The organism is Oceanobacillus sp. MO10714A (genome assembly GCF_037072045.1).
GTDB lineage: Bacteria > Bacillota > Bacilli > Bacillales > Amphibacillaceae > Oceanobacillus > Oceanobacillus indicireducens.
On record NZ_JAXHDC010000046.1, the window covers coordinates 1 to 26,350 of the forward strand.

A 26,350-nucleotide genomic window follows, 5' to 3' on the forward strand; every position below is an offset into this window, starting at 1 on the left:
TTCTGGTCGCCTCATTTTTCCGAGGCAACTTTTATATAATATCATCCATTTCATTTTAAGTCAACCTTTTTTCTCGAAAAAGTTTTATTTTTTTAGAAAGGGATGGATGGGCCTGAGTGGACTCGAACCACCGACCTCACGCTTATCAGGCGTGCGCTCTAACCAGCTGAGCTACAGGCCCCTTTTAATGGAGCGGGTGAAGGGAATCGAACCCTCATCATCAGCTTGGAAGGCTGAGGTTTTACCACTAAACTACACCCGCATAATCGAAATGGTCGGGAAGACAGGATTTGAACCTGCGGCCCCTTGGTCCCAAACCAAGTGCTCTACCAAGCTGAGCTACTTCCCGCCGACCAACGCGCCCGAGAGGAGTCGAACCCCTAACCTTTTGATCCGTAGTCAAACGCTCTATCCAATTGAGCTACGGGCGCAGAATTTCTTTTATGTTATATAGTAGAAAATAAAAAAAGTGCGGTCGAGAGGACTTGAACCTCCACGGGATTTAACTCCCACTAGGCCCTCAACCTAGCGCGTCTGCCATTCCGCCACGACCGCATAATAAAATATGTTTTTTAACAAAAGGATAAAATTATTGTTTCTAATAATTGTCTGTCTATCATTTTATCCCGATTGATCACAAATCGTTACTGTGTAGTTTGGGAAAATAAATGGCTGGGCTACTAGGATTCGAACCTAGGAATGACGGGACCAAAACCCGTTGCCTTACCGCTTGGCTATAGCCCAACAACGAATGGCGGTCCGGACGGGACTCGAACCCGCGACCTCCTGCGTGACAGGCAGGCATTCTAACCAACTGAACTACCGGACCCACTTCATCTTATATTATAGAGTTAGAAGTTTAGAATCTAACCCCGACTCCCAGAAACTCCCTCCGCAAACAAATGCTTCTCAAATACTATGCGTTTTCGGGAAATTGTTTGTGGATTTGTTTCTAAACGATCGTTTCAATCTTTTTATAAAAGATGACCCGTACGGGATTCGAACCCGTGTTACCGCCGTGAAAGGGCGGTGTCTTAACCACTTGACCAACGGGCCATATATTTAAATGGCGGAGAAGGAGGGATTTGAACCCTCGCGCCGGTAAAACCGACCTACACCCTTAGCAGGGGCGCCTCTTCAGCCTCTTGAGTACTTCTCCGAATGGCTCCACAGGTAGGATTCGAACCTACGACCGATCGGTTAACAGCCGATTGCTCTACCACTGAGCTACTGTGGAATGTTTGAACTGTTAAATAATGTCAACGAGAAATATAATACCTTATTGCTGAACACTTGTCAACTACTTTTTTTAATGTTTCAAACTAACGATTTGGGACAACCAAAAACGTTAGCTTATATAATTTAACATGGTTTTTACATTTCGTCAACGCATTTTTACAAGTTTCATGTTTTACTGCTGAAGAGATGCTGATTCGGCTCGGCCATTTTTTCAGTTTCTTCCTATTGTATAGCAACCAATTTCCCTTTACATTTTCCGCAGACATATTTCTTAGTATCGACCTTGCGTTTCCTTTTATATAACCTTCCGCAACGGGAACATTCATATTTATATTTAAAAGAATTAATTTCAGATGGAAGTGGTTTGCAGTGCCGAGGGGATCCTGTCTTCTTTAATAACTCTTTAAAATCCCGATCACCATGCTTATATCCCTTTCCCTCAATATGTAAATGGTAATGGCATAATTCATGTTTGATAATACCATGAAATTCAGTTTCATCCGTTTCAAGCGCGTATTTCGGATTTAGTTCTATTAATCGTTTCGTTGGTATATATCTTCCTCCGGTTGTCCGAAGTCTATGATTGAAGCGCACCTGGTCCTTAAACGGTTTATGGAAAAAAGTAACCGAAAGATGGTGAACCAACTCCTTTAATTTCTGCTCATTCATTGTAAATAACTTCCTTACTATCCTATTTTTCTCCCATTATATCATAATAAGCGCTCGCATCTTTATGTCCTGCTTTTTAATAAGCAAGTTTATTGTTATTCTAATTAATTCTAGTATAAGATATACAGATGAATGACTATCAATAGACCCAAACACTCTGTTACATCCCCTCTTTTTCTCATTTAATATTATTAATTGAGAAAAAGAAGATGAATAATCAAATAATCTTCTTCTAACCTTCTTCTTAAGGGAATAATCTGTCATTTCGATTCTGAAGCGAGGCTTAGCTTTAATTGATGCATTTAGTATTTCCAAGCAGTAAATATTAGGCTATATTAATAGTAATCTGCTAATAATTGTGTTATTATAATAATTGTAGTTAATAGATTAGGGAGGAATTAAAAGTATGGAAAACAACAAAAAGAATATGAAAATGACCACAGCTTTTGGTACACCAGTTCCTAACGATTATGATTCCAAAACAGCTGGTCCCCGTGGTCCTTTATTAATGGAAGACTTTTGGTTCTTAGAGAAACTAGCACATTTTGATAGAGAAGTAATTCCAGAGCGTCGTATGCATGCTAAAGGTGGCGGTGCTTATGGTACATTAACTGTAACAAACGACATCACAAAGTATACCAAAGCTAAACTTTTCTCTGAAGTTGGTAAGAAGACAGAAATGTTTGCACGTTTCTCTACTGTAGCTGGTGAACGTGGTGCTGCTGATGCAGAACGTGATATCCGCGGAGCAGCTTTGAAATTCTATACAGAAGAAGGTAACTGGGATTTAGTTGGTAACAACACCCCTGTATTCTTCTTTAGAGATCCTAAGCGTTTCCCTGATTTAAACCACGTCGTGAAGAAAGACCCAGTAACAAACTTGCATAACGCACAAGCAAACTGGGATTTCTGGAGTAGCCTTCCAGAAGCATTACACCAAGTAACAATTATCATGTCTGACCGTGGTATTCCGAAAGACTTCAGACATATGCATTTGTTTGGAAGTCATACGTATAGTATGTTCAACGCTGATAATGAGCGTCATTGGGTTAAATTCCATTTCTATTCTCAACAAGGTATCGAAAACCTTACGGATGAAGAAGCGGAAGAAGTAATTGCAAAAGACCGTGACAGCAGTATCCGTGATTTACGTGAAGCAATTGATCGTGGTGAAAATCCGAAGTGGAAAATGTACATCCAAGTAATGACAGATGAGCAAGCGAAAAATCATTCAGACAACCCGTTTGACTTAACTAAGGTATGGTATAAAGGTGACTACCCACTAATCGAAGTTGGTGAATTAGAGCTAAACCGTAACCCACAAAACTATTTTGAAGAAGTTGAGCAAGCGGCATTTGCTCCAACTAACATTGTACCTGGTATCGGATTCTCACCAGATAGAATGCTTCAAGGAAGACTATTCTCTTACGGTGATACACAACGTTACCGCTTAGGTGTTAACCACTGGCAAATTCCAGTTAACTATCCGAAAAACGCTGAGAACTTCCACCCATACCACCGTGACGGTGCAATGCGTATCGTTCCTTACCAAGGAGGACACGTATCGTACAACCCGAACAGCTATGGTGAGTGGGAAGACAGCCCAGAGCATCAGGAGCCACCATTAGAGCTTGGCGGAGATGCAAATTACTGGGACTTCGATGAACAAGATGAGAACTTCTACGAGCAGCCTGGTAAGTTATTCCGTCTTCAGTCTCCTGAAGCACAACAACGTCTATTCGAAAACACTGCAAGAAACATGGACGGTGTATCTAAAGACGTACAGTTAAGACATATCGTCAACTGCTACAAAGCTGATCCAGCTTACGGAGAAGGAGTAGCAAAAGCACTCGGTATCTCTCTAAGCGAAGTTGAAGCAGCTGTTGATAAAGAATAAATTCTAAAGCGAAAGCGCCCATGTAGGTTTAAAACGCGATTCGTTTCGCAACACCTGAGACTGCAATTACTCGTTCCACCGAGGAGCATTTGCACGAGCACATCCAGTAGTCGCAGCGACGTACGGAATGTGCCTCCTAGGATGGTACAGGGGTGAAGAAAGTCTCGCTAATCGCTGGACGGCAAGAATGAAAAAATCTGCTGGGAGCATCAAGTGCTCCTCAGCAGATTTTTTAGTTTGTCACCATGGAAAGGGCTATACGCCCTTTTTCTTCATCTACATTTTCCACCCAAACCGTCACAACATCCCCAACAGAAGCAATGTCCATTGGATGCTTCACAAATTTAGTGGACATTTTAGATATATGCACGAGTCCGTCTTGCTTTACTCCAATATCGACAAAGACACCAAAGTCGACAACATTACGTACGGTACCTTGCATCTCCATTCCCGGTTTTAAATCTTCGAGAGATAAAACATTCCGCTTCAATAAAGGTTGCGGGAAATCATCGCGCGGATCTCTTTCCGGACGGCTTAGTGCATCGATAATATCCTTTAATGTCGGTTCACCGATAGCTAGTTCTTCAGCAATCTCTTTACTACTGATTGTCTTAAACTTTTCACGCAATTCGTCTGTTCCGATATCTTCTATTGTATAGCCTAATAATTTCAGAAGTTCTTCTGTCGGTTTATAGCTCTCCGGGTGAATCGGTGTCCGGTCAAGCGGGTTTTCTCCATCAATAACCCGCAAGAAACCAATCGCTTGTTCATAAGTTTTAGCCCCGAGCCGTGGAATCTTCTTCAATTGTTTCCTATTCGTGAACTTTCCTTCCTCATTTCGTCTTGTTACGATATTATTGGCTACGGTCTTACTTAGACCAGATACATATTGTAATAAAGAAGTAGAGGCGGTATTCACATTAACACCAACTTGGTTAACAGCTGTTTCTACGACAAATGTTAAAGACTCATTCAACGCTTTCTGACTGACATCATGCTGATATTGACCAACACCAATCGACTTGGGATCGATTTTTACAAGTTCTGCAAGCGGGTCCTGCACACGGCGGGCAATTGAAGCAGCACTCCGTTCCTCTACTTGTAAATCAGGAAACTCTTCCCGTGCAAGTTCTGATGCAGAGTACACACTCGCCCCTGCTTCATTCACAATAATATACGGAATGTCGAGCCCATTTTTTTGAATACAATCAGAAATAAATTGCTCGGTCTCCCGGGATGCCGTGCCATTCCCAATCGCAATTAGTTCCACCTTATATTTCTCAATAAAATGAAGGACTGTTTCCTCTGCACCTTTCACGTCGAGTCTCGGAGCTGTAGGATAGATCACAGAGACGTCATGAACTCTCCCTGTTTCATCAACTAAAGCTAACTTGCAGCCTGTCCGGAATGCAGGGTCGACACCAAGGATTGTTCTTCCTTTTAATGGCGGCTGGAGGAGTAGGTTTTTTAAATTTACGGCAAAGACGTCAATCGCTTGGTCCTCCGCTTTTTCAGTCAGTGCATTCCGGATCTCTCTTTCAATTGAGGGTTGGATCAATCGTTTATAACTATCCTCTACCGCAAGCTTTAAAAACTCAGCAACCGCACCAGTAGTAGAACGCTTCACCGTTTTCCGGTTCAAATAGTCGACAACCTTCTCGATTGGTGGCTGAATGGATACTTTTAAAACATCTTCCTTTTCTCCGCGATTAAGCGCGAGGATACGGTGCGATACAAGCGAACGGATATTTTCTTCGTATTCGTAATACATTTCATATACTTTCTTTTCATCGAGTTCCTCGTTCTTCACTTCGGAAACGAGCTTACCACGCTTCCATGTCTCCTCTCGAATATATTCCCGGTACTCTGGAATATCAGAAATCCATTCAGCGATTATATCATTCGCACCTTCTAGCACTTCTGCCACTGTAGTTAATTCATACTCATCGGACAAATAATTTTCCGCTTCTTTATGTAAATCAATATCGTTTTGTTCCCAAATTAGAGTTGCGAGCGGTTCAAGACCTTTCTCCTTCGCCTTCGTTGCCCGGGTTCTTCGCTTCTGTTTATATGGCCGATATAAATCTTCCACCCGCTGTAACTGGGTTGCTGATTTAATCTCCAATGCCAGTTCTTCCGTTAACTTGCCCTGCTCCTTAATAATGCGCAACACTTCTTCTTTACGCTGGGATAATTGAAGTGCGTACGTCCATTTATCTTGAATCAATTTAATTTCTACTTCATCAAGTCCACCTGTAATTTCCTTTCGGTAACGCGCAATAAAAGGTACAGTGTTTCCCTCATCAAATAAAGCAATAACTTTTTCAATTACAGGCGTTTTTATATTTGTTTCTCTAGCTACCAATTGAAATAACTCATTATCATAACTCATCGACATATCTTCCTCCTTATTCCTCTATTTTACCAGAATTCAGGATATAGCGTCAGCTTCACGCGAAAAAACCGGCGCCTAGCACCGGTTCTCCATATTCCTCCTCAATCATACCTTATCGCAATTAGCGTCGTATCATCGCTGCGATTTGGTTCAGAAGTTAATTCATAGGATTTGGTAATTCTATTTACATCTTTATCGGTGAAATAACAGTGGGATAACTCTTTATCCTTCACACCATCTGAAAACATAATAAAATTAGTGCCTTTGTTCAACTTATAGTTTTCCACTTTAATGGAGCGCTTATACCCCGCCAGATAGCCAGTGTTCGGGATATTACGCTTTTTCACTCGATCATCAGTCACTGTCATAATCCCGATATTTCCAATTGAAGAGAAAGAGTAGACCTCGGACCGGAAATCCATCTTCAAGATACCGAGGACTACCCCACGCTTCCCATATAAAATTTCGTTGCTTTTTCTAACGAGTTCTTCCACACTAACATGATTGTTCTCTTTAATAATGTCAATGACCGCCTGGGAAGATTCCATAGCATACTCTCCACTTCCGAGCCCATCAGCGATCGCACAAATAAAATGGTCCTCTGTCTCATTGTAGAAATAACTGTCTCCACAAAAAGTATTCCCTTGCTTTGGCTGTTGGTACACGGAAACAAATACATTTGATTGTCCCATATTAATCCAACACCTCGGATTGGTCCGTTTGGATTGCTTCCCTTAATTTTAATAAGGCTTTCCGAAGTAATCTGGAGACGTGCATCTGCGAAATACCTAATATTTCACCCGTTTCCTTCTGACTCTTATTCTCAAAATACGTGTATTGTAAAATAAGCTGCTCCCGCTTGGATAAAATCGGCATTACTTTCTCGAGGATCATTCGCTGATCGATTGTATCATAACTCGTATCTTCATCTCCGACGAGATCTAGTATTGCAACTGTACTTCCTTCCGAATCCGCTTCAACTTTTCTGTCAACGGAAAGTGCTTTATAACTTTTACCCATTTCCATCGTTTCCAGCACTTCTTCTTCAGAAACTTCCAGGTAATCTGCAATTTCTTCCACCGTAGGAGATTTCTGATTCGCCCTTGTCAGCTCATCAACTGCCTTTTTAATTTTCGGCCCAAGTTCTTTAATTCGCCTCGGGACATGGACACTCCATGTTTTGTCACGCAAGTAGCGTTTAATTTCACCAATGATCGTCGGAATCGCAAAGGATTCAAACGATTTCCCGAACGTTTCATCATACCTCTTCACAGCGGCTAAAAGACCAATCATCCCAACCTGCGTGAGATCTTCATAAATAATGCTGTTTCTTGAATATTTTCTTGCAATGGATCCCACCAGGTCTTTATAATGTAATACAATCTTTTCCTGAACTGCTTCATCAGTGGGGTTTTCTTGTAAATGTCTTATCCATTGGTATACCTCATCTCTTCCTTTATGATGTGGTTGAGATTCGGTCGCCATCTAGACCCACCTCTGCTTCATTTATATATTTAGTCATAATGATAATAATTCCACTATGATCATGTATTTCTACTTTATCCATTAGTGCATCGATTAGGAAAAGACCAAACCCACCTTCCTGTAAATCCTCCACTGGTTTTGATTTCTTGTATGGACCTGCCTTTTTACGGACTTCTTCTACATCAAAGCTAACTCCTCGGTCTGCAACCATCACTTCAAGACGATCTTCATAGATACCGAAGCCAATTTGGATCTCACCTTTTTCATCCTTTTCATAGGCATGGGTGACTGCGTTTGTTATCGCTTCTGAAATGGCAATTTTTAAGTCCTCTATACTCTCATAGGAAAAGCCCATTCGGTTCGCAATACCAGAGAGACTCAATCGAATGACACCAATATATTCTGCTTTAGCCGGGATTGTCATTTCAACAAATTCAAACTTCTCCATTATTCATTTCCACCTCTAATCGCTGCCTTAATATCCATAATTTCATCCAGCCCGGTAATCTGGAATAGACGGTAAACGCGGTCTTGGAGGTTCACCAACTTTAGCTCACTATCATTCTCTTTAGTGGACTTCAACGCACCAATGAACAATCCAAGGCCAGTACTATCCATGTATGTAACATGTTCCAAATCAACAATGACTTCCTGTCCGGCTTTTTTCGTTACAATTCCAAATGTTTCCTTCAGGTCAGGAGCGGTATATGCATCTATCTCCCCAGCAAGTGTTATAATTGATTGGTTTCCTTCTTCGGTAAGTGTAATTTCAAGATTCAAGGTAATCCCCCCATCTAATAATATATTCTAAATATATGGATTTACTATTTCTAGACACATATCTTTATTACCCGGTTGCAAAAAGTCTTAAACCGTCTTTCGTAAAATTAATAAACTAAAATCATCTTGAAGCTGGAAATCTTGCAACCTTTCAAAATAACGATAAACTTCTTGCACCATATCTTGAGCGGACAGATGCAAGTATTGTCGAATCACATCAAACACCTCATCGATTTCGATGAACCGGTCACCATCCCGGCATTCCGTGACACCATCTGTCATTAAGACAATCATGTCGTTTTTTGCGATTTCAATTTCCGCTTGTTCATATTCTACATCTTCGGAAACACCGAGAACAAGACCAGCTGTTGAAAACTCTGTAAAACGGTCCTCATCAGCACAATAATAGTAGCCCGGTTCGTGTCCGGCAAAGGAATAAACAAGTTTGCCCGTTTCTGGGTTATATTCGCCATACATCATGGTAATGAACATATTGGACTCGGTGTTCCTTTCCACGACCCGGTTTAAATTCCCCAAAATGACCGGTGGTGGCGTAGACTCTTTCGGCAAACTATCTAACGAATATTTGATCATCGACATGCACAGTGCAGCCGGTACACCTTTTCCAATCACATCTGCCATTGCAATCCCGATTGTACCATCCAAGTTTTGCAAAAAGCTATAGTAATCACCGTTCATCTGGTTAGCCGGAACACTGATAACACCGATATCGAGCCCGGCTATATCCGGCTTCTTCGTTTTTAATAATGTCTTCTGCATCTGTGCAGCAACCGATATTTCCGATTTTAAAGCAATTTGCTGTTCTCGGAGGTTTTGAATTTCTTGATGGGCAAGTCCATAAGATATCATCGCTTCCAAAAGGAAATCAAGTGAATGTTCAAAGGAAGCGAATAAGTCCGGATATAACTCTTTCAGCGCTTTAATATGTATATTGACAATTTCCTCCGGTAAGATATTATGCTTGATAAAAGCTTTGCTGACCAATTCAACACCGTAGAGTGCTTTTTCATCTTGAAACTCAATATATTCCGCCAGCAGTTTTTTATATTCATCTGCTTTTTCCTTGAAAAAATTCTCCATTGTATTCCCCCTATCTCGATCTCCATCGCTCTTACCTTATATAATAAGGATGGAGTGCAAGCTGATAGCAAACACTCCATAACTCTTCAAGATTATCTAGTACGCTTCGTAATTAGCGCAGCCACTTAACCGTTTTAATTGTTGTACCTTTCCCTATCTCGGAATAAGCTTCGAATTCATCCATCAAGCGTTTTACTCCAGGCAATCCAGCGCCTAGTCCTCCAGATGTCGTAAAGCCATCTTCCATTACTTGACTTATATCAGAAATCCCTGGGCCCTCGTCTTCAGCAATTAAACACAGCCCTGTCCTACTATTATTATAGATTATTTCATAGGATATCTTCCCTTGATCGGCATATAAATATATATTTCGAGCGAGTTCCGATATTGCAGTCGCAATTCGAGCTTGATCAACGGTACTGAAGCCGATTTCTTTCGCCATTTCCCTACCAAGCTGACGCGCCCCTACAATATCCCACTCTTTATGAATGTGCACACAGGACTGAGGGTTCATCTATTATACCCCCAATTCCTTATGGAGTTTGAGAAGCCCTTGCTCAAGATCCAATGCGGTTGGTACATTTTTCATATTTATTCCTAGATCAATCAATGTCATTGCAACAGCGGGTTGAATACCCGTTAATACTACTTTCGCCCCCATTAAATCTGACATTGTAACCACATCTCCAAGAACTTTCGCAATGAATGAATCGATGATATCGACCGATGTTAAATCAATCACTACTCCAGAAGACTCTGTTTTATATATTTCATCCAATAAATCTTCTTGGAACTGTATAGCTGTCTGATCATCTATTTCTGTTTGAATCGATATCAGCAGATAATTATTCAGCTTAAGAATTGGTATACGCAAAGATCTCACTCTCCTTTATATCGAATCAATAATATTCTTTATCTGTTCTTCCCTGCTTTTCCCTTCTAGCGGAACAATTTTCCTGTTCGTTATTTCCAGTGCAGACATGAATCCTTTTTTCAAGGAGCTCTTTGTCGAAAAATCGCTTAAATCAATGCCTAAATTCACAATTGTTTGGGCAATTTCCGGACGGATACCAACTAGAATACATTTCGCCCCGATTAAATGGACGGCTTCCGCTGCTTGAATAATATGATGCGCAACCATCGTATCAACAACTGGTACGCCTGTAATATCAATAAGGACAACTTCCGAGTTATGGTTGATCGTACCTTGCAGCAAATTTTCCATAATTAACTTTGCCCGTTCGGTATCAATCGTCCCGATAAGCGGCATGATTGTAATCCTGTCCATTACTGGGATAAGGGGGGCTGACAATTCCTGAAGTGCAACACGCTGCAAGGAAACGATCTGTTCCCAGTTGCCTGTGTATTCATTTACCAACTTGCGAATAATCGGTTCCACCCAGTCATCCACACTTTGAAATACACTTTTAATCTGTTCCGTATCGTCCATATCGTCCAGATTAGACAAGATATAATCAACGGTCACCCGTCTAAATACTTGTAAGCCATCCGTAATATAGCTTAGTGGCCAGCCAAGATTAATAATTTTCTCGGAGAATTGTTCAACTTCTTCCATCGATCCTTGACTTTGAATACTTGTAAAAATCACATTCATAAATTCGCGGTTCGTGCTTTCGTAAAGCTCGTCCCCGATATTTGTTGTGTAATTTTCATCTTTCAGATTGCGAACATTATCCATCCACATCTGAACAATAGCATCACTGTTTTCAAGAACAATTCGTTTAAACTTTGTCTCCACTCTTAATACCCCCGTCTTCTATATTCATGCTTATTCCCTATAATAACATGCTTTTTCATCGTTAGACTATTTCGAAACCATTTTATCCAATAATTCGCGTCTAATTAGGAATGCATCGTATTTTGTACGAAAATGCCTAAAAAAACCATTCTTTAAAAATCGTACCATACCAACTCCCCGCCAAAAAGAGAAAGAAGGACTATTTCAAGAGTAAGGAAAGCACAAAAAAACCTTCCAATTATTATAGTTGAAAGGTTTCATCAATGATCATATATATCCTTCAGCCCTAGGCTTATTTCAATCGCCCGGTTAATTTTCTCCATCATTTCTTTATCTAGTCTTGTTATTCGATCTGTTAATCGCTGCTTATCCAACGTTCGAATCTGTTCCAAGAGAATAACAGAATTTCGGTCAAAACCATATTTTTTGGCATCGATTTCAACATGGGTAGGCAACTTAGCCTTTTGGATTTGTGCTGTGATAGCTGCTACAATTACCGTTGGACTAAAACGATTTCCGATATCATTCTGGATAATCAATACCGGACGCACTCCTCCCTGTTCGGATCCAACCACAGGAGATAAGTCAGCGAAGTATACCTCGCCTCTTTGCACGTTCAAATGCTACACCCCGATCACAGTGCGCTCTAGGGTGTCATCAGCCTCCTCTTCAGCCTGGAAAGCCTCTGAAGCTATGTTAAGATTAATGTGGCCCATTTCTTCATAACCGCGTCGCATCGTTTCCATAAATTGCTGGAAATGCGCCTGTTTCTTCTGCTCTAAATAGTTCTTCGTTGCCTGATAAATGAACTCACTTAAATCACCATTATCATTTTTCACCAAACCATCCACCTCGTTAAGAAGATTTTTAGGTAATTTAACCATCACTTCCTGTAAACCCTCTGACAAAATGATGCACCTCCGCCAACTGATGAACATATAATATAATTTCTACTTAATAGTATCATTGAATACGCTTGAATGCAAAGGGATTCCGATAGTTTTCTTACAAAAAAACAAATTTTCTTCGATTTTTCCCTTGCAAATTAGGGTATATGCTCATATTGGCAGATGTAAATACAATTATTTCTCCCAACCTCAAACCTTAAACATTTAGACGAATAATATTTAAAAAGGCTCTAATATTGCTTTCATACAGCGTAAGTGCAACTTTCATCTGGAAGTCCGCAGTCCAGACACCTCTCGCTTTCCGCAGGCGGCTGGTGAGCCTCCTCGTACGCTTTGCGTACTGCGGGGTCTCACCTATGCCTTTCGACGAACAGGAAGTTCTAATGCCGGCGTTGGTCACAGGACGTGACCGTTCTTAGCCGGCCTCCTGCAGGAGTCTCGAGGTGTCTGGACTGCTCCGAGGAAAAGCGTGATTTGGATTACTGTTTAATATTACAGAAGTACAATCCTTATCATAACGGAATAATTTCTTTTTAAAATAATCCTTTAGACCAGTTCAGTTGCCCGGCGGACGGTGACTCCTACAGGAATAGCACGAGTCCAGACCTGAGCAGGAAGCGGTTTTCTTCCGAGGAGGCTGAGGCCGTGCCCGTATGTGGCAACGTCTGACATTAACGTCCTGTGCGTCGAGGCTTCGGCTGTCTAGGATGCGCATCCGTCCGCCGGGCAACTGAATGGTAATTAGAACGCCAATAAAATGAATGCACAAAATACTTACGCTGAATGAAAGTGTTTGGCATGGAAGCGGTGTATTTTGCAAAAATATTCCCTTAAGATGAGTAACAGTTTGTCTTACTGTATCAATCTTAAGGGGATTATTCAAGTGCATTTGGGATTCATTTTATTTCTTGGCCTTGGACGGACTGGGCAACTTCAATTAATTCTTCTTTCGTTAGACTGTCACTTGCCAATGTGTAATCAATGCCTTCATGATTCCAATGGAGTGTGTCGTCCGTCAATGCCCCGATTGTAAAACCGAGATTCACAATTTCCCCATTTACTGCTTCAGGTGTCATTAGTGTTGGAACATCGGTACGCATCTCCTGAACGAGGGTGAAATCCTTCTCACCGCCATACGTCAAAATGACTCGTTTACCGTTATCGAGCTCCATTTCTTTCCGGTCAACTGCTTCTGCACCGGCTGTATAAAGCGGATGAAGTACGGTAAAGACTTCCTCTTCATTACTACTGAATGTCGGAGCGTCACTGTTTGTTTCCATATTTTTCTCCATGGCAAAATCATCCGACTCAAAGCTTACCGCTGTATCAAATGTATGAAACTGGACTTCTACGACTGCTTTATCATCGACATCCAATACTTGCACTGCAGTTGGATAGAATGTTTTCTTGTCAAAAAGAATCTGCTGGTACGGCAAGTTCGTATTGTTTTGGTAATTTGTTTTTGTCTTAAACGCATAATGGGTTTCCGTTGCTTCAAAGCTTGCTTCCTCGTCATCTAATATGTCTTTGACGAGCGAGTGGTAAAGGTAAGGCTGGCTGCTGTTTTCCGGCCATTCTGATTGGAATTTGAAACTTCTTTCAAGGGCTGGAGTTAACACAAACACTCCGTCTTCATTTTTCAATATGATTTGACTACCCTTGTCATCTTCCTGAGAACCGAGCTTCACGCGATAATAATCCTCTTTCTGATGCCAAATATCAATCGTAAACCGCTGTTCTTCCTGTCCTGTCTTCATCGTCATTTCTGCTTCTGCTTTATAACCATCCATTTCCTCCAACGTGTCGGACAGTTTTTCGACAACATCTTCCTCCGATTTCTCTCCACATGCTGAAAGGATGACAATACTGATGACGATGAGGAATATTCCAAGATAGCGCTTCTTCATACACATATCTCCCTTGTCTCAATTAACAAAGGGAACAAATCACGTTTATCAGGAAATCATACGATATACTTCACGAATCCAGGCGATGATATCTGTCGCTGTTAGATCATAGACACTATGCTTATGCTGTACTGCTAAATCAGCACTTGTACCATGAAGGTAACAAGCATTGCAGATGGCGGAAAAAATGGTCTGGTTTTGTAAAATCATGGCGAGCATTATCCCTGTGAGTACGTCACCGCTACCGCCTTTTGCAAGACCGGGATTTCCGGTTGCATCAACCACCTGCTTACCGTCCGGGCTCGTAATAATGGTGTACTTCCCTTTTAACACGACATAGACTCCGTAGTCCTCTGCGAAGTCTTTCGCATGCTGAAAAGGGGATGTTAACGTTTCTTCTATCCGCAGCTCGAGAAGCCTGGCCATTTCTCCAGCGTGAGGCGTTACAATTGTCACAGCATCTCTCGACTTCAGTATGGGGAGTAAATTGCTTAAATGATATAATCCGTCGGCATCAACCAAAACGGGACAAGTCGCTGCCTTTAGCACCTGCTTTATTAGCTCCTCCCCCTGCTTACTACGGCCCATTCCGACACCGGCAGCGATTGCGTCATACGCTGATACATCCAAGTGATTATCCCAGACTAACAGCCCGTCTTCTTCCTTCAATATCTTAAACATCGCTTCTGGTATCCGGGAAGCGATAATTGGGATAATTTCCTGCAACGTTCCTGCAGTTACTAAGCCTGCTCCTGCGACAAGCGCTGCCTCCGTAGCCATCGTAATCGCTCCTGGCATCCTTGCACTCCCACCAATGATAAAACCCTTACCATGGTCCCCTTTATGTGCGTACGCCCGTCTCCTTGGAAGGGTTGCTTGGAACTGATCGCTACCGTATAAGCGGCGGGTCGTATATTTCTCCATCGTCCGCTTGGAGAAGCCAATCTCAACGACTTTCCATTCCCCGTAATAGCTGGCCGTGTCCGGTAAAACCGCAGTCATTTTCATAGCTCCGACAATAAACGTGTAATCCGCTTGTACAGCCACAGTAAATGGCACTCCTTCATCAGCCGGTAACCCGGACGGAATATCAACAGAAACGACCCGGGCATCAGATTCGTTTATCCGTTTGATCACGTCTTGATACGGCTCACGCAGCGCACCCTTCTTCCCGATTCCAAGTAAAGAGTCAATAATAACGTCTGAGTTTTTAATGATTTCTTCTACACCGTGGTCTATGAGAGAAAATATTTTCCCATTGCTGTTCAAATAAATTTTCTTATGCAGCAAGGCATCTCCCTGAATCAACTCATCAGGAACCACTTGGAAAACCCGTACATCATAACCATGTTCCATCAAATACCTTGCAATGACAAAACCGTCTCCACCATTATTTCCTGCTCCAACGAATACTGTTATCCACTCTGTTCGCTCAAAAAGAGAGATGATGTTGCGAAATATCTCCCTTCCGGCATTTTCCATAAGCACGTGCCCCGGCAAACCAATTTCCTTCATCGTATGCCTGTCGATATCGTACATTTCCTTTGCGGTGACTATAAACATGAAGTCCCCTCCTGCCCGCATTAAAATACTATGAGACAACCACTCCGTTTATGCAGATTCTCTTTACCCATTCTTTTGAACAACGACTTGTGCTACGGCATATTCCTTACTATGGCTGATTGATAATAGAAAAACATACCCTTCATAGCCCTGCACCATAAGTTGTGGCGCCCCGCTCTCATCATGGATTATTTCCATGTGCCGGAAGCTCAATTTCCCGATCCCAGTCCCGAGCGCTTTTGCACATGCCTCTTTTGCCGCAAATCTTCCAGCTAAATATTCTATCTGGCGTCTCCGGTTGGCAAATTGTTTATATATTGTTAACTCCGAATCAGTCAACACCCGTGCCGCAAGTCGGTCTCCCTTTTTAAGGCTTGACTCTATTCGGCCTAGTTCAATAATATCTATTCCAATTCCTTTAATCATTGGCTTTTGCCTTCTCTCCTTCAATGATAATAGCTAATGTTGGTCATAACTCGTATTATTAATTATTATAATAGTACCTGAACATTATAGGAAATTAAACTTATTTAGGAGGCTTCTTCTATTGTTTATCCGGAACGAAAGAAGTTTAAAAGAATTTATAAATCTTTACCCCGTCGTCTCGACCCTTGTTATCATTCACATCGTCCTTTGGTTAGTGATGGAATTTTTTCAATCTGGGATCGGTTGGATTGTTTATGTATTTGGAGTTGGTAATAACTTATCCGTTGCAATGGGCGAATATTGGCGCTTAGTTACCCCAATCTTCCTCCACCGGGAATTGACACATGTGTTATTCAATTCCTTTGCCCTCGTCATCTTTGGGCCAGCGCTTGAGTTGATGCTTGGAAAATTCAAATTCATTCTTGCTTATTTAGCCGCTGGGGTTATTGCAAATATAGCGACGTTTTTAATTGAACCTTTACAATACACACATTTAGGTGCTTCTGGAGCGATCTACGGATTATTTGGTATGTATATATTCATGGTTGCTTTCCGCAAGCATCTCATTGACCAAGGTAGTTCGCAAATGATCAAAACTATTTTCATCATCGGAGTACTTATGTCCTTCGTCGGAACGCGAATTAATATCGTCGCTCACTTAGCAGGCTTTGCTGGAGGATTCGCGATAGCACCACTCTTTTTGAAAAACATCCGCCCTTTCTCGCCGTGGCATGCTTATCAGCGCAGCTATCCAGATGATGACCGGGAGATACAATTTAATCCGAATCGCTGGAATAAAAAAAGAATAATACCTGAAAGCATCCGTAAAAACTGGCTCTGGATTATCATCGGTATTCTTGCAGTCATTGGATTTTTCAGCAGATTTTCCAACTGAATTTAACTTAACTTCCTTCTTCTTTTGAAACTTAATTAGCACCTAATCGTATTACTAGTAACCATCGTAATGGAAGGATGTTGCACAATGAGACAACCACCGAAGCATGCAATCGACCCGTGGGCAGTCGACGTTTGGAAAATCAGCGCCGCCATTTACCTTGGCATACTTTGGCTGATTCTTCTTACGTCGGTAGTCTTTGCGATTCTCTGGGATTGGTCGTTCGTTTATATAACCGGAGCAATAATTATAACTGTTTTATTAAGTTACCTTTTCATTTTCTTATTTCCTAAACTTAGGTATCGGCGCTGGCGCTATGAGATCTTTGAACAGGAAATTTATATCCAGCACGGAATTTTCATCCGTACGCGAACATTAATCCCGATGATACGGGTACAACACGTCGATACAGAACAAGGCCCGATTATGAAGAGATTTCATGTTGCGAGTGTGTCGATTTCCACCGCAGCGACAACGCACATCATCCCTGCTTTGTCAGAAGAAAATGCTTCTGATTTGCGGGACCGGATTTCACAACTTGCAAGGGTGGACGAAGATGATGTTTGAGGAAAGACGCCTGCACCCTGCAGCCATTATTTTTAACATATTAAAAGTAATTAAAGAATTATTTTTCTCGCTGCTAATCGTTTTAGTCGCTGGAAACTTTCTCATATTTTCTATTGCACTTGGGGCATTTAGTATACTCGCTTCGGTTTATGGCATTCTCTCGTGGTACCGTTTTTCTTATTATGTTACCGATGATGAGCTATGGATTGAGTACGGTATATTTAAACGAACGAAACGGTCTATTGCGAAAAACCGGATCCAATCGATTGATTTAACCGAAAGTGTGATCCATCGTATATTCAAACTGACCCGGGTCCAAATTGAAACAGCAAGTGGCGGAGAGAAGGCAGAAGCTGCCCTTTCAGCTGTTTCGCTTAAAGATGCGAAAGAACTCCGGGAAGTGTTAAAAAATAGCGGAAAAGCAGGTACCTTAGTTCCTGAAGAAATGTATCTTGCACAGAAAGAAATTTCCTTTTCCCGCTTGCTCCTAGCCGGAATCACTTCCGGTGGTCTTGGCATTATTATCGGTTTCATCGTCGTTGGGCTCTCGGAATTTGACGAACTCATACCTGAAATGGTGTATAACTACACCTATGAGTGGTTGGTAACTGCAAGTATTATATTCATTGTTCTTATTATTCTTGGTGTTCTTGCCACCATTTGGCTATTAAGTATTCTCTGGACACTCCTTCGCTACGGGAAATTCACTATCAGGAGAACGGAGGATGAATTATTCATTACGCGGGGATTGCTTGAAAGAAAGCAATTGACAATTCCCTTGCACCGGATTCAGGCGATTGGTATTGAAGAAAACATCTTACGTCAGCCATTTGGTTACGCATTTATTTTTGCAGAAATTGCCGGCGGAAATACAGATGGGAAATTAGCGGATTCAACGATCCTATTCCCATTGCTGCATAAACGAGAAATCGCCGCCTTTCTTGATGAATTTGCTCCAGACTTCAGCTGGCAGGAAGAAGAAGTCGAATGGACGAAGCCACCACCCGCTGCATTACCGTATTACTATGTCCGTTCAAGTGTATTATTCTTACTGGCCAGTATCGCCGTCTTTATCTTTTTCCGGTCGTTTGCTTGGATTCCGATTGCTTTGTTCGCGCTCTCCCTAGGCTTGGGCTGGCTCTCTTATAAGGATGCGGGCTTTTACCTTAAAGGGAACAGGTTGTTACTCCGATACCGACACGTGAAGCGCACTACCGTACTCATTCAGCAAAAACGAATACAAGCCTTCGAGAAAAAGAATCATGCACTCGAAAGAAAATGGAGCCTCGCCTCCATGAAAATATCTATTCTGAGCAACACCGGGGGCAAACACTATCACGTGAAAAATTTAGAAGAAGAAAAAGTTAACCAACTGGGGGACAGAATTGCTTATCGAAATAAATTGGAATAAACGCTAGTATCTAAAAAAACGGTTTGGAGCTATATTGCTCCAAACCGTTTTTATTCTTAGTTAGTCTCTTTTACGACGTTTTTGGAAATTACCTTTACGGTTACGTCCACCGTAGAAGCGTTTGTTTTTCGAGCGATGTCCGCCTTTGCCTTTTGAATGGAGTGCTTTTTTCACACTCACTGGTGCAACCGAAGAAATCCGGACTGGTGTGTCTCTTCTTTCTTTCGTCAACAGGCTAATTGCCGCTGCAATAACGGTTACCGAATCGTGATCTTCCAACAGGTCCTTCGCAGCTTCTTGATATGTCGTTAAATCACGCTTATCAATTGTTTTCTGGATTCTTTCGATTGTAAGTTGCTGTTGTCCACGTCTAGCATCTTGAATCGTCGGTGGTGCGAGACGCTTCATCTTACTCTTCGTCGTCTTTTCAATCAAATGTAAATGTGCCATTTCTCTTGGCGTTACAAAGGAAATCGCTTCACCTGTTTTACCCGCGCGCCCTGTACGCCCGATACGGTGTACATAACTCTCCGGATCTTGCGGGATATCAAAGTTATAAACGTGAGTCACGCCGGAAATATCTAATCCACGTGCAGCTACGTCTGTTGCAACTAGCACGTCGACACGACCGTTTTTAAACTTGTTCAATACAGACATCCGCTTTCCTTGAGTCAAGTCGCCATGAATCCCTTCAGCACGATAGCCTCTAGCCTGTAAACCTTCCGTAATTTCATCGACCCGCTTCTTCGTTCTTGCAAACACAATTGCAAGCTCTGGAGAATGAATATCGACATGATTGTTCAACGTATCGAACTTGAATTTCTCCGGTATTTCAATGAAGTACTGATCAATATTTTCAACCGTCATTTCTTTCGCTTTAATTTTTACTTCTTTCGGTTGCTTCATCAATGTTGTTGCGATATCGCGAATTTCCTTTGGCATCGTAGCGGAGAATAGCAACGTTTGACGTTCTTCTGGAATGCCTTTTAAGATATCACGAATATCATCGATGAACCCCATGTTCAGCATTTCGTCCGCTTCATCCAGAACTGCAACTCGTACTTGATCCGTCCGAATAGTTCTTCTCCGCATATGGTCAAGCAATCTTCCTGGTGTTGCCACGACGATTTGCGGGCCATCTTTCAGTGCACGAATTTGCCTGTCCATATGTTGACCACCATATATTGCCAATGCACGAATGCCGACAAATCTTGCAATGCGATTGATTTCCTCTGCGACCTGGATAGCCAATTCCCGCGTCGGAGCCACAACTAACCCCTGTACCTTGCGAAGTTTAGTGTCGATTCTTTCAATCATCGGAATACCGAACGCAGCGGTTTTCCCTGTACCTGTCTGAGCTTGACCGATTACGTCATTGCCCGCTTTCGCAAGAGGAATGGTCTCCGTTTGGATTGGCGTTGCTTCTTCAAAGCCCATTCTTTCCAAAGCCTTCATAATCGGGGCCGCGATATTTAATTCATTAAATTTTGCCACTTAATGTCTACTCCTTCTGTAAAAAAAATTTAGTTATAAGAGGCCACTAGTCCTTTACTTCAGATTTATAAATCCTATCTATACATATACCCATTGCCATTATCAGATATGCACGGTTAAAACGTACAAGGGTTTATCATTCAACCGGGAAAAGATTTATCACGTACCAATTATTGTTTCTCTAAAAGAACAATTAGGCTTCCCTTCCATCTTCGGGGCCTCAAATTACTGTTTGTCTTATGATACCACATCTTTGTCACCATTTTCCACAATGCTCCGTCATAAATACTTATTTAATATATAGTGATCTAAATTAAACTTTGCACTTACGCTGAATGAAAACAATATTATGGATTACAGATTATCTTTCAAACGGCGTGAAATAAATGAATTTTTCCATGAATCATGGTAATATAAGATGATAATATATTGAAAGTAGAGGGGCGTTATGGACCTAGCCATCCCCTCTGGAAAAGGTGTCAATTAAAGGAGTTTTTCTATGCGTCTTCCTGCATTTAATCCGAAAGCAGCTCTCTTTATTGGAGTAACTGCTGTATCCACTTCTGCTATACTCGTTCGACTTGCTGAAGATGCACCTGCAGCTATGACTGCTTTCTATCGTTTATTCTTCGCCGTTATCATGATGGCGCCATTTATATTAATTAACTACCGACATGAATTCAAACAAATCTCTAAAAGAAACTGGATACTTTCTATACTCGCAGGCATATTTCTCGCCGCGCATTTTATTTTTTGGTTTGAATCATTAAGTCATACATCCGTTGCAAGTTCCGTTGTGTTTGTTTCCATCCAACCGGTCTTTGCCTTCCTCGGGACTTATTTATTGTTTCAGGAACGCTTTTCCTATGGTGCCATCATCAGTATGATCATTACATTGTTTGGAAGTCTGATTATCGGTTGGGGGGATTTCCAACTCGGAGGAAACGAACTACTCGGTGATGTGCTCGCCATTTTAGGAGCAATAGGTATCACAGGATATTTTCTGATTGGACAATCTGCAAGGAAGAGCTTGTCTCTAATGACGTATACATTCATCGTATATGGGGTTGCTTCCGTCACTTTATTTATATACAACCTTGGCTTACAGCACTCATTCACCGGTTATAGTGCAACGAACTGGTATGCATTCCTTGCACTTGCCATCATTCCAACATTCTTCGGCCATTCAATTTTCAACTGGTGCTTACGCTGGTTAAGTACAACAACAGTGTCCATGGCCGGATTATTGGAGCCCGTTGGAGCTGCCCTTTTAGCATATATTTTCTTAAATGAAGCTATTACTTGGTCTCAATTTTTAGGTGGAACGATCGTTATCTTCGGCTTGTATTTATTCATCATCAGCACATCGAAAAAAACGAACGTCACCATTTCTCAAAGGAAAAAATAATCAGTTAGGCGGTAATCAGGATGAGAATTCAACTAATGACAGACGGTGGAGCAGACATTCCACAACAGTTAATCGAACAAATGCAATTAGAAATTGTCCCTCTTTATTTAAATTTCAGCGATGGCGAATATAAAACTGGTCATTCATTGAAGCTTGCGGATTTCCATCAGAAGGTAAAGAAGCTTAATGAAGTTCCACTTTCCGCTGCACCAAGCCCGAACGACTTTTACGAAGCTTATAAAAAGGTGCCGCAAGATAAGCCGATTATTATGCTGAGCCTTTCCAAGGAATTAAGTAGTACGTATCAAAATGCGGTCACCGCTAAAAACATGCTTGAAAAAGAAGAACCAGCGCGTAAAATCGCTGTCATCAATACGAAAACAGCTTCAGGCGGAATTGCCCTTTTGCTTCATGATTTATACAATAAAATTCAAGCAGGCTATACATTTGAACAAGTTGTACAGCATACGGAAGAACGAGTTGGAGATACGATTACTTTATTTGTCCTCCAGACGTTAGATAACCTTGTCCGCGGTGGCCGGATTTCAAAGGTAACCGGTAAGATTGCAAAGACGCTCAGCATTAAATTGCTTATGCGTGGTAGTGAACAAGGAGAAATAGAAGTAACAGAACGCATACGTGGAGAAAAACGTGCAGTGAACCGATTTATCCAACAAATCGGAGAGTATACGAAAAATGCGGAAAATAAGAGCTTATTCATGACCCACTGCAACAGTGAATCCCGGGCAACAAAACTATTGAACGAAATAAAAGAAAAATATTCCTTTAAAGAAACGTTCCTAACAGACACCGGTCCCATCATCGCAACTCACGGCGGAGATGGTGCTATCGTAATAGCTTTCTTTAAAGACAGAAAAAAATAACAACAGCGCAAGCACCCTGGGCTCAGAGCGGACGTGGCTAGTCCTAGAAACTGAGTTATCACAGCATTTTTATTTTATACTTTCTTACTCTAAAATAAACCGGATGGACGTAATTTTGTATCCATCCGGTTTATTTTTTCTTTTCAAGAAAATCATGGACCATCAGATTGATCGTATCCTTATCCTCACCTAAACAAAGCAGATGTCTCGATTGATCCAAGAGTACAATCTCCTTGTGCTCCGAATCAATCTCCTTATCCAAATAGTAAGCTGTCTTATAAGGTACCATCCCATCAAGTTGGCCGTGCGCAATCAATACAGGGGTCTCGACTTCTTTCAAAAATCGTCTCGTGAAATTAATAAGCTTTACAAATTCGATATTCGCTTTTATCGGCACTTGACCAAATTTCCGCTTATAATGATTGTACATTTGATTGTTTTCTAATCCGCCCTTCAACCCATCACGGATTACTTCTTGAACATCCGTCCCAATCTGTTTGAAATCCAAATACTTCCCCGCGGTTGCCAGTAATACTAATTTTTTTACCTTATACTTCGCCGCTAGATAAGCAGCAATCATCCCACCCATCGAAAAGCCGATTAAATAAATTTCATCATATTTCTCCGATAGCTGCTGCAAAGCTTCCTCTGCCGCAGAAATCCAATCCTTGTAAGTGATGTCCTCTAAGTGTAGTTCAATCCCATGTCCTGGCAATGTCGGCAGTTCAACATGCCAATCCGTATGTTCACGCAAATATTTCGCTAACGGGCCAAGCTCATAAGGACCACCTGTAAATCCGTGAATCAATAAACATCCTATCATCCGCATCCCCTCGTTCTAACCATTCCTTTCTTTTATTATCTGCTCATCGACCCCTATTTATCCGACCTAACTTATCTGAACGTCCTGATCAAGGAGCTTAACTGTCTCACAATCGGAGAAACTTGATGATATGTGCTCGCTAACTGATTAATGGTTGTCATCGTTTTACTAAAGTCCACTTGTCCATTTGCATCGGTAAAAGCACGAAGAAGGCCGGCTTGCGTCTGTTCCGACGACGGATTGCCATACGCTTCCTGACTTTGGCTTTGACTTTGACTCATCAAATTAAGTGGTTGTGGCGGTTTTGCATAGCGTTCATAAGGTGTTATATGTGATATAGGTGTATAGGGAGAGTTTGGTATATTGGGTGGTTGCTGGCGAGCAAATGGTGGTGTGTTTCGATTAGCGTACAGATACGGATGCCGCCTCATTCTATCGTCCATTTGGAACACCTCTTTATCCAAACATTGATTCATACTATAAATTATGCAGCTAGGGGAGCTTTTGTTATTGTATAAGAAGCTATAAAATAAAAATCCTGTGATAACTTAGGTATCCGGGGCTAGCCACGTCCGGCTCCAGCGCCCAGCAACTAGCAAACTTCACACTCCTCCAATCGATAAGTCAACATCAACTCACTGCGTTCGTTGTGTTTCCTTTATCTCATTCCGGAGTGCTCCAGTTTGTACGTTGCTAAACGGGCGCTTGCGCCTTTGTTGTTACGTTCAGTTTTCGACTTTCCTAAGCATGTGGTGTATCCGTTCTTTTTGAAAACCTAATATCGAATGTTTCTCCCCTTTTACAAACATTGCTGGTGTACCGTAAACCCCTTTCTTCTGCATTTTTGTCATATAATCCCTATTCTGGGTTACATTTTTTATTTTGTAAGTAACGTCGTACTTTTTGACGAGATTTACTACTTTTGTGCAATACTGATTATTGTCACTCACATAAATGATTACATCATAGTTGTCCATCTAAAATTCCTCCAAAAACTTCCCTTATTTCTTTCTTTTTTTATACCTTTTTAATACCCGATTAAATATAAAATGAAACTTCATTCAGTGGGGTTTCTTATCTCCCACACTGAATGTTAGTTGAACAGAAAATATTTCGCTTAAAACTCATCAAATAAACAATAGTCAACGCCTATACGTTGCATAAAAGGGTAACAAAAAACACGGTACTAAGTTGCTGCACCGTGCTTTTCTTCTTTTTTGCAATTAATCATCTAAATCTATATCAACAACGAGCACTTCTCCCGTGTAGGCATCGATTTCGATTTCTGCCTCTCCTTCAGGGCTCTCAATTTCGATTTCATATATTAAGCGACCATCTTCTCTATCCAAATCTATATCATCCACCACACCGGAGAACTCTTTTAATGCAATTTCAATTGCTTTTTCTTGACTGATTGTTGATTTCCGCTCATCGGATTGCTTCTTGGAATCATCATTGGGACCTTTTTTTGCTTCGTTATCTTCTTTTTTCGCTTCTTCTGCATCCTCTTGTTTTGGTGCAGTTACCGTTTTACGCTCGGTCTCTTTTGTATCTTCAGTTGCTTTTTCTTTCATTTCCAAGTCTGTTTCTTTTTTATTTGTAGCTGATGCTTCTCTCTTATCTCCATTTTCCTTCTGCTTATCCGTAGTCATATCTTTCTTTTCATCTGCTTTAGCTAGCCATTTTTCTTCCAGCTTTAATACCTCACCCGAGTTCCCGTCAATTACTAATTCATATCCTTGCCCGTCGATGACAATTTCCACTTCATAGATAGGATTTGTCTCTTGTTCATCTAACTTAAGTGCAGTGATTTCCCCAGGATATTGGGCCTCCACTTTTTCCGTAACTTCTTTCTCGGTTAGGTCAGGTCCGGCTGAAACCGATAAATTTTGACTGAAAATAAGCCCTAATACAGTGGCAATCGCCATAGCCCCAATTGCCATTAGCAATTTTTTATTCATTATGACCCCCTCCTAGCTTAGCTAATTAGTCATCCCAGCTGTCATCATCTTGTTCGATTTCCACCTCGATAATCTCACCTGTCATTGCATCAAGTTCGATTTCTGCTTCATGCGTACCATCTCTTAATTCAACCTCATAAATCAATCTGCCGTCATCCTTGTCGAGTTCAATTTCCGTCACTTTACCTTCGAATTCGGTTAAAGCAATTTGCTTTACTTCTTCAATCGATAGCACACCTGCAAATGGATCCTGGTTTTCCCCTGTTTTTTCCTTCGTTTCTTGTACTTCTTCCGTTTCACTCGCTGCAACAATCGGCTCTGTCGGTGCAGCATTCGACTGATAAGCAGTAAAACCAATGACCAATGCTATCGTCAATGTCCCAATTCCATATCCTAACTTTTTATTCATTTTATTTCCTCCTTTGATCTCTGCTTTTATCATAGCTCGGGCAGATAATAGGAGGATGTGAGGAAGATTAGAAAATGCTGAGAAACGAATCTTTACGGAGAGTAAACGTTATTTTTCATCGGGCCCTTCTTTCATAACCGGTAAAACCATTGTAAAAGTCGAGCCCTCCCCTAGGGTACTGTCCACAGTTAGCTTTCCTTGATGGTCTTCGGCAATTTCCCTAGCGATAGACAGGCCGAGCCCACTGCCACCGGTCCCTCTGCTTCTTGCTTTATCGACCCGGTAAAACCGCTCGAATATCCGTTCCTGATCTTCTCGAGCTATTCCACTTCCATAATCTTTCACAGAATAAATCACGTCACCATTATA

At 41.5% G+C, this 26,350-nt stretch carries 28 protein-coding genes and 10 tRNA genes; 6 read left to right on the forward strand and 32 right to left on the reverse strand.

What is annotated here, in order from left to right; translation table 11 throughout:
- Positions 1-107: 107 nt before the first annotated feature.
- From SPD53_RS16345 to SPD53_RS16395, 11 genes are all read right to left on the reverse strand, one after another.
- Positions 108-181, reverse strand: a tRNA-Ile gene (locus SPD53_RS16345).
- A gap of 7 nt (positions 182-188) precedes the next feature.
- Positions 189-262 (reverse strand) — tRNA-Gly (locus SPD53_RS16350).
- 10 nt (positions 263-272) lie between these two features.
- Positions 273-349, reverse strand: a tRNA-Pro gene (locus tag SPD53_RS16355).
- 8 nt (positions 350-357) lie between these two features.
- A tRNA-Arg gene (locus tag SPD53_RS16360) sits at positions 358-431 on the reverse strand.
- A gap of 39 nt (positions 432-470) precedes the next feature.
- Positions 471-555: transfer RNA gene (locus SPD53_RS16365), tRNA-Leu, on the reverse strand.
- Between the two features lie 114 nt (positions 556-669).
- Positions 670-744 (reverse strand) — tRNA-Gln (locus SPD53_RS16370).
- An 8-nt stretch (positions 745-752) separates the two neighbouring features.
- Positions 753-829 (reverse strand) — tRNA-Asp (locus SPD53_RS16375).
- Positions 830-984: 155 nt separating this feature from the next.
- Positions 985-1,056 (reverse strand) — tRNA-Glu (locus SPD53_RS16380).
- 11 nt (positions 1,057-1,067) lie between these two features.
- Positions 1,068-1,159 (reverse strand) — tRNA-Ser (locus tag SPD53_RS16385).
- 3 nt (positions 1,160-1,162) lie between these two features.
- A tRNA-Asn gene (locus SPD53_RS16390) sits at positions 1,163-1,237 on the reverse strand.
- Positions 1,238-1,461: 224 nt separating this feature from the next.
- Positions 1,462-1,908 (reverse strand): SprT family protein, encoded by a 447-nt coding sequence (locus SPD53_RS16395; RefSeq protein WP_156855982.1) that lies wholly within the window; start codon positions 1,906-1,908, stop codon positions 1,462-1,464.
- 406 nt (positions 1,909-2,314) lie between these two features.
- Between SPD53_RS16395 and SPD53_RS16400 the strand changes: the two genes are divergently transcribed.
- The gene (locus SPD53_RS16400; RefSeq protein ID WP_156855983.1) at positions 2,315-3,805 is read left to right on the forward strand and encodes a catalase; all 1,491 of its coding nucleotides are present in this window, start codon (positions 2,315-2,317) and stop codon (positions 3,803-3,805) included.
- 232 nt (positions 3,806-4,037) lie between these two features.
- On the opposite strand, the gene SPD53_RS16405 is transcribed toward SPD53_RS16400, so the two are convergent.
- From SPD53_RS16405 to acpS, 14 genes are all read right to left on the reverse strand, one after another.
- Positions 4,038-6,197: a Tex family protein gene (locus SPD53_RS16405; protein WP_370459742.1), complete on the reverse strand. Its 2,160-nt coding sequence runs from the start codon at positions 6,195-6,197 to the stop codon at positions 4,038-4,040.
- Between the two features lie 104 nt (positions 6,198-6,301).
- Positions 6,302-6,892, reverse strand: a complete 591-nt coding sequence (locus SPD53_RS16410) for a SpoIIE family protein phosphatase (protein ID WP_156855985.1) — start codon at positions 6,890-6,892, stop codon at positions 6,302-6,304.
- 1 nt (position 6,893) lies between these two features.
- Positions 6,894-7,685 (reverse strand): RNA polymerase sigma factor SigB, encoded by a 792-nt coding sequence (gene sigB, locus SPD53_RS16415; RefSeq protein ID WP_156855986.1) that lies wholly within the window; start codon positions 7,683-7,685, stop codon positions 6,894-6,896.
- Positions 7,657-8,133, reverse strand: a complete 477-nt coding sequence (gene rsbW / locus SPD53_RS16420; RefSeq protein WP_156855987.1) for an anti-sigma B factor RsbW — start codon at positions 8,131-8,133, stop codon at positions 7,657-7,659. Before rsbW ends, sigB begins: the two co-directional genes overlap by 29 nt.
- Positions 8,133-8,465 (reverse strand): STAS domain-containing protein, encoded by a 333-nt coding sequence (locus tag SPD53_RS16425; protein ID WP_156855988.1) that lies wholly within the window; start codon positions 8,463-8,465, stop codon positions 8,133-8,135. Before SPD53_RS16425 ends, rsbW begins: the two co-directional genes overlap by 1 nt.
- An 87-nt stretch (positions 8,466-8,552) precedes the next feature.
- Positions 8,553-9,566, reverse strand: a complete 1,014-nt coding sequence (locus tag SPD53_RS16430; RefSeq protein ID WP_188857115.1) for a PP2C family protein-serine/threonine phosphatase — start codon at positions 9,564-9,566, stop codon at positions 8,553-8,555.
- Between the two features lie 112 nt (positions 9,567-9,678).
- Entirely contained in the window at positions 9,679-10,080 is a 402-nt protein-coding gene (locus tag SPD53_RS16435; RefSeq protein ID WP_188857116.1) for an anti-sigma regulatory factor, read from the reverse strand.
- 3 nt (positions 10,081-10,083) lie between these two features.
- Positions 10,084-10,440, reverse strand: a complete 357-nt coding sequence (locus tag SPD53_RS16440; RefSeq protein ID WP_156855991.1) for an STAS domain-containing protein — start codon at positions 10,438-10,440, stop codon at positions 10,084-10,086.
- Between the two features lie 15 nt (positions 10,441-10,455).
- Positions 10,456-11,325, reverse strand: coding sequence for an RsbT co-antagonist protein RsbRA (locus SPD53_RS16445; protein WP_156855992.1), 870 nt, complete (start codon positions 11,323-11,325; stop codon positions 10,456-10,458).
- Positions 11,326-11,585: 260 nt separating this feature from the next.
- A complete protein-coding gene (locus SPD53_RS16450; protein WP_156855993.1) occupies positions 11,586-11,945 on the reverse strand; it encodes a type II toxin-antitoxin system PemK/MazF family toxin in 360 nt (119 codons plus the stop codon).
- Between the two features lie 3 nt (positions 11,946-11,948).
- Complete coding sequence (locus SPD53_RS16455) at positions 11,949-12,233, reverse strand: CopG family ribbon-helix-helix protein (RefSeq protein ID WP_156855994.1); 285 nt, start codon at positions 12,231-12,233, stop codon at positions 11,949-11,951.
- A gap of 896 nt (positions 12,234-13,129) precedes the next feature.
- The gene (locus tag SPD53_RS16460) at positions 13,130-14,140 is read right to left on the reverse strand and encodes a LolA family protein (RefSeq protein ID WP_336253204.1); all 1,011 of its coding nucleotides are present in this window, start codon (positions 14,138-14,140) and stop codon (positions 13,130-13,132) included.
- Between the two features lie 48 nt (positions 14,141-14,188).
- The gene (locus SPD53_RS16465) at positions 14,189-15,703 is read right to left on the reverse strand and encodes an NAD(P)H-hydrate dehydratase (RefSeq protein WP_336253205.1); all 1,515 of its coding nucleotides are present in this window, start codon (positions 15,701-15,703) and stop codon (positions 14,189-14,191) included.
- 63 nt (positions 15,704-15,766) lie between these two features.
- Positions 15,767-16,129 (reverse strand): holo-ACP synthase, encoded by a 363-nt coding sequence (gene acpS / locus SPD53_RS16470; RefSeq protein ID WP_156855997.1) that lies wholly within the window; start codon positions 16,127-16,129, stop codon positions 15,767-15,769.
- A 121-nt stretch (positions 16,130-16,250) separates the two neighbouring features.
- On the opposite strand from acpS, the gene SPD53_RS16475 reads away from it, so the two are divergent.
- The 3 genes from SPD53_RS16475 to SPD53_RS16485 all read left to right on the forward strand — a co-directional run bounded on the left by SPD53_RS16475 (position 16,251) and on the right by SPD53_RS16485 (position 19,002).
- The gene (locus tag SPD53_RS16475) at positions 16,251-17,024 is read left to right on the forward strand and encodes a rhomboid family intramembrane serine protease (RefSeq protein ID WP_188857119.1); all 774 of its coding nucleotides are present in this window, start codon (positions 16,251-16,253) and stop codon (positions 17,022-17,024) included.
- An 87-nt stretch (positions 17,025-17,111) separates the two neighbouring features.
- Positions 17,112-17,591, forward strand: a complete 480-nt coding sequence (locus tag SPD53_RS16480) for a PH domain-containing protein (protein WP_336253206.1) — start codon at positions 17,112-17,114, stop codon at positions 17,589-17,591.
- Positions 17,584-19,002, forward strand: a complete 1,419-nt coding sequence (locus SPD53_RS16485; protein ID WP_188857121.1) for a PH domain-containing protein — start codon at positions 17,584-17,586, stop codon at positions 19,000-19,002. The genes SPD53_RS16480 and SPD53_RS16485 overlap by 8 nt, the downstream gene beginning before the upstream one ends.
- 60 nt (positions 19,003-19,062) lie before the next feature.
- Here SPD53_RS16485 and SPD53_RS16490 read toward each other — a convergent pair whose 3' ends face one another.
- Positions 19,063-20,496 (reverse strand): DEAD/DEAH box helicase, encoded by a 1,434-nt coding sequence (locus tag SPD53_RS16490; protein WP_229782667.1) that lies wholly within the window; start codon positions 20,494-20,496, stop codon positions 19,063-19,065.
- Positions 20,497-20,995: 499 nt separating this feature from the next.
- Between SPD53_RS16490 and SPD53_RS16495 the strand changes: the two genes are divergently transcribed.
- Together SPD53_RS16495 and SPD53_RS16500 are read left to right on the forward strand one after the other, a co-directional pair.
- Complete coding sequence (locus SPD53_RS16495; RefSeq protein ID WP_188857122.1) at positions 20,996-21,904, forward strand: DMT family transporter; 909 nt, start codon at positions 20,996-20,998, stop codon at positions 21,902-21,904.
- Between the two features lie 20 nt (positions 21,905-21,924).
- On the forward strand, positions 21,925-22,788 hold the full coding sequence (locus tag SPD53_RS16500) for a DegV family protein (RefSeq protein ID WP_188857123.1): 864 nt from the start codon (positions 21,925-21,927) through the stop codon (positions 22,786-22,788).
- Positions 22,789-22,918: 130 nt separating this feature from the next.
- Here SPD53_RS16500 and SPD53_RS16505 read toward each other — a convergent pair whose 3' ends face one another.
- From SPD53_RS16505 to SPD53_RS16530, 6 genes are all read right to left on the reverse strand, one after another.
- Positions 22,919-23,611 (reverse strand): alpha/beta hydrolase, encoded by a 693-nt coding sequence (locus SPD53_RS16505; RefSeq protein ID WP_156856115.1) that lies wholly within the window; start codon positions 23,609-23,611, stop codon positions 22,919-22,921.
- Between the two features lie 71 nt (positions 23,612-23,682).
- A complete protein-coding gene (locus SPD53_RS16510; protein ID WP_336253207.1) occupies positions 23,683-24,087 on the reverse strand; it encodes a YppG family protein in 405 nt (134 codons plus the stop codon).
- 249 nt (positions 24,088-24,336) lie between these two features.
- The gene (locus tag SPD53_RS16515) at positions 24,337-24,588 is read right to left on the reverse strand and encodes a glutaredoxin family protein (RefSeq protein ID WP_336253208.1); all 252 of its coding nucleotides are present in this window, start codon (positions 24,586-24,588) and stop codon (positions 24,337-24,339) included.
- Positions 24,589-24,834: 246 nt separating this feature from the next.
- Entirely contained in the window at positions 24,835-25,572 is a 738-nt protein-coding gene (locus tag SPD53_RS16520; protein WP_336253209.1) for a PepSY domain-containing protein, read from the reverse strand.
- Positions 25,573-25,597: 25 nt separating this feature from the next.
- Positions 25,598-25,981 (reverse strand): PepSY domain-containing protein, encoded by a 384-nt coding sequence (locus tag SPD53_RS16525; RefSeq protein ID WP_336253210.1) that lies wholly within the window; start codon positions 25,979-25,981, stop codon positions 25,598-25,600.
- Between the two features lie 108 nt (positions 25,982-26,089).
- A partial coding sequence (locus SPD53_RS16530) for an ATP-binding protein (RefSeq protein ID WP_336253211.1) occupies positions 26,090-26,350 on the reverse strand: 261 nt, incomplete at its 5' end.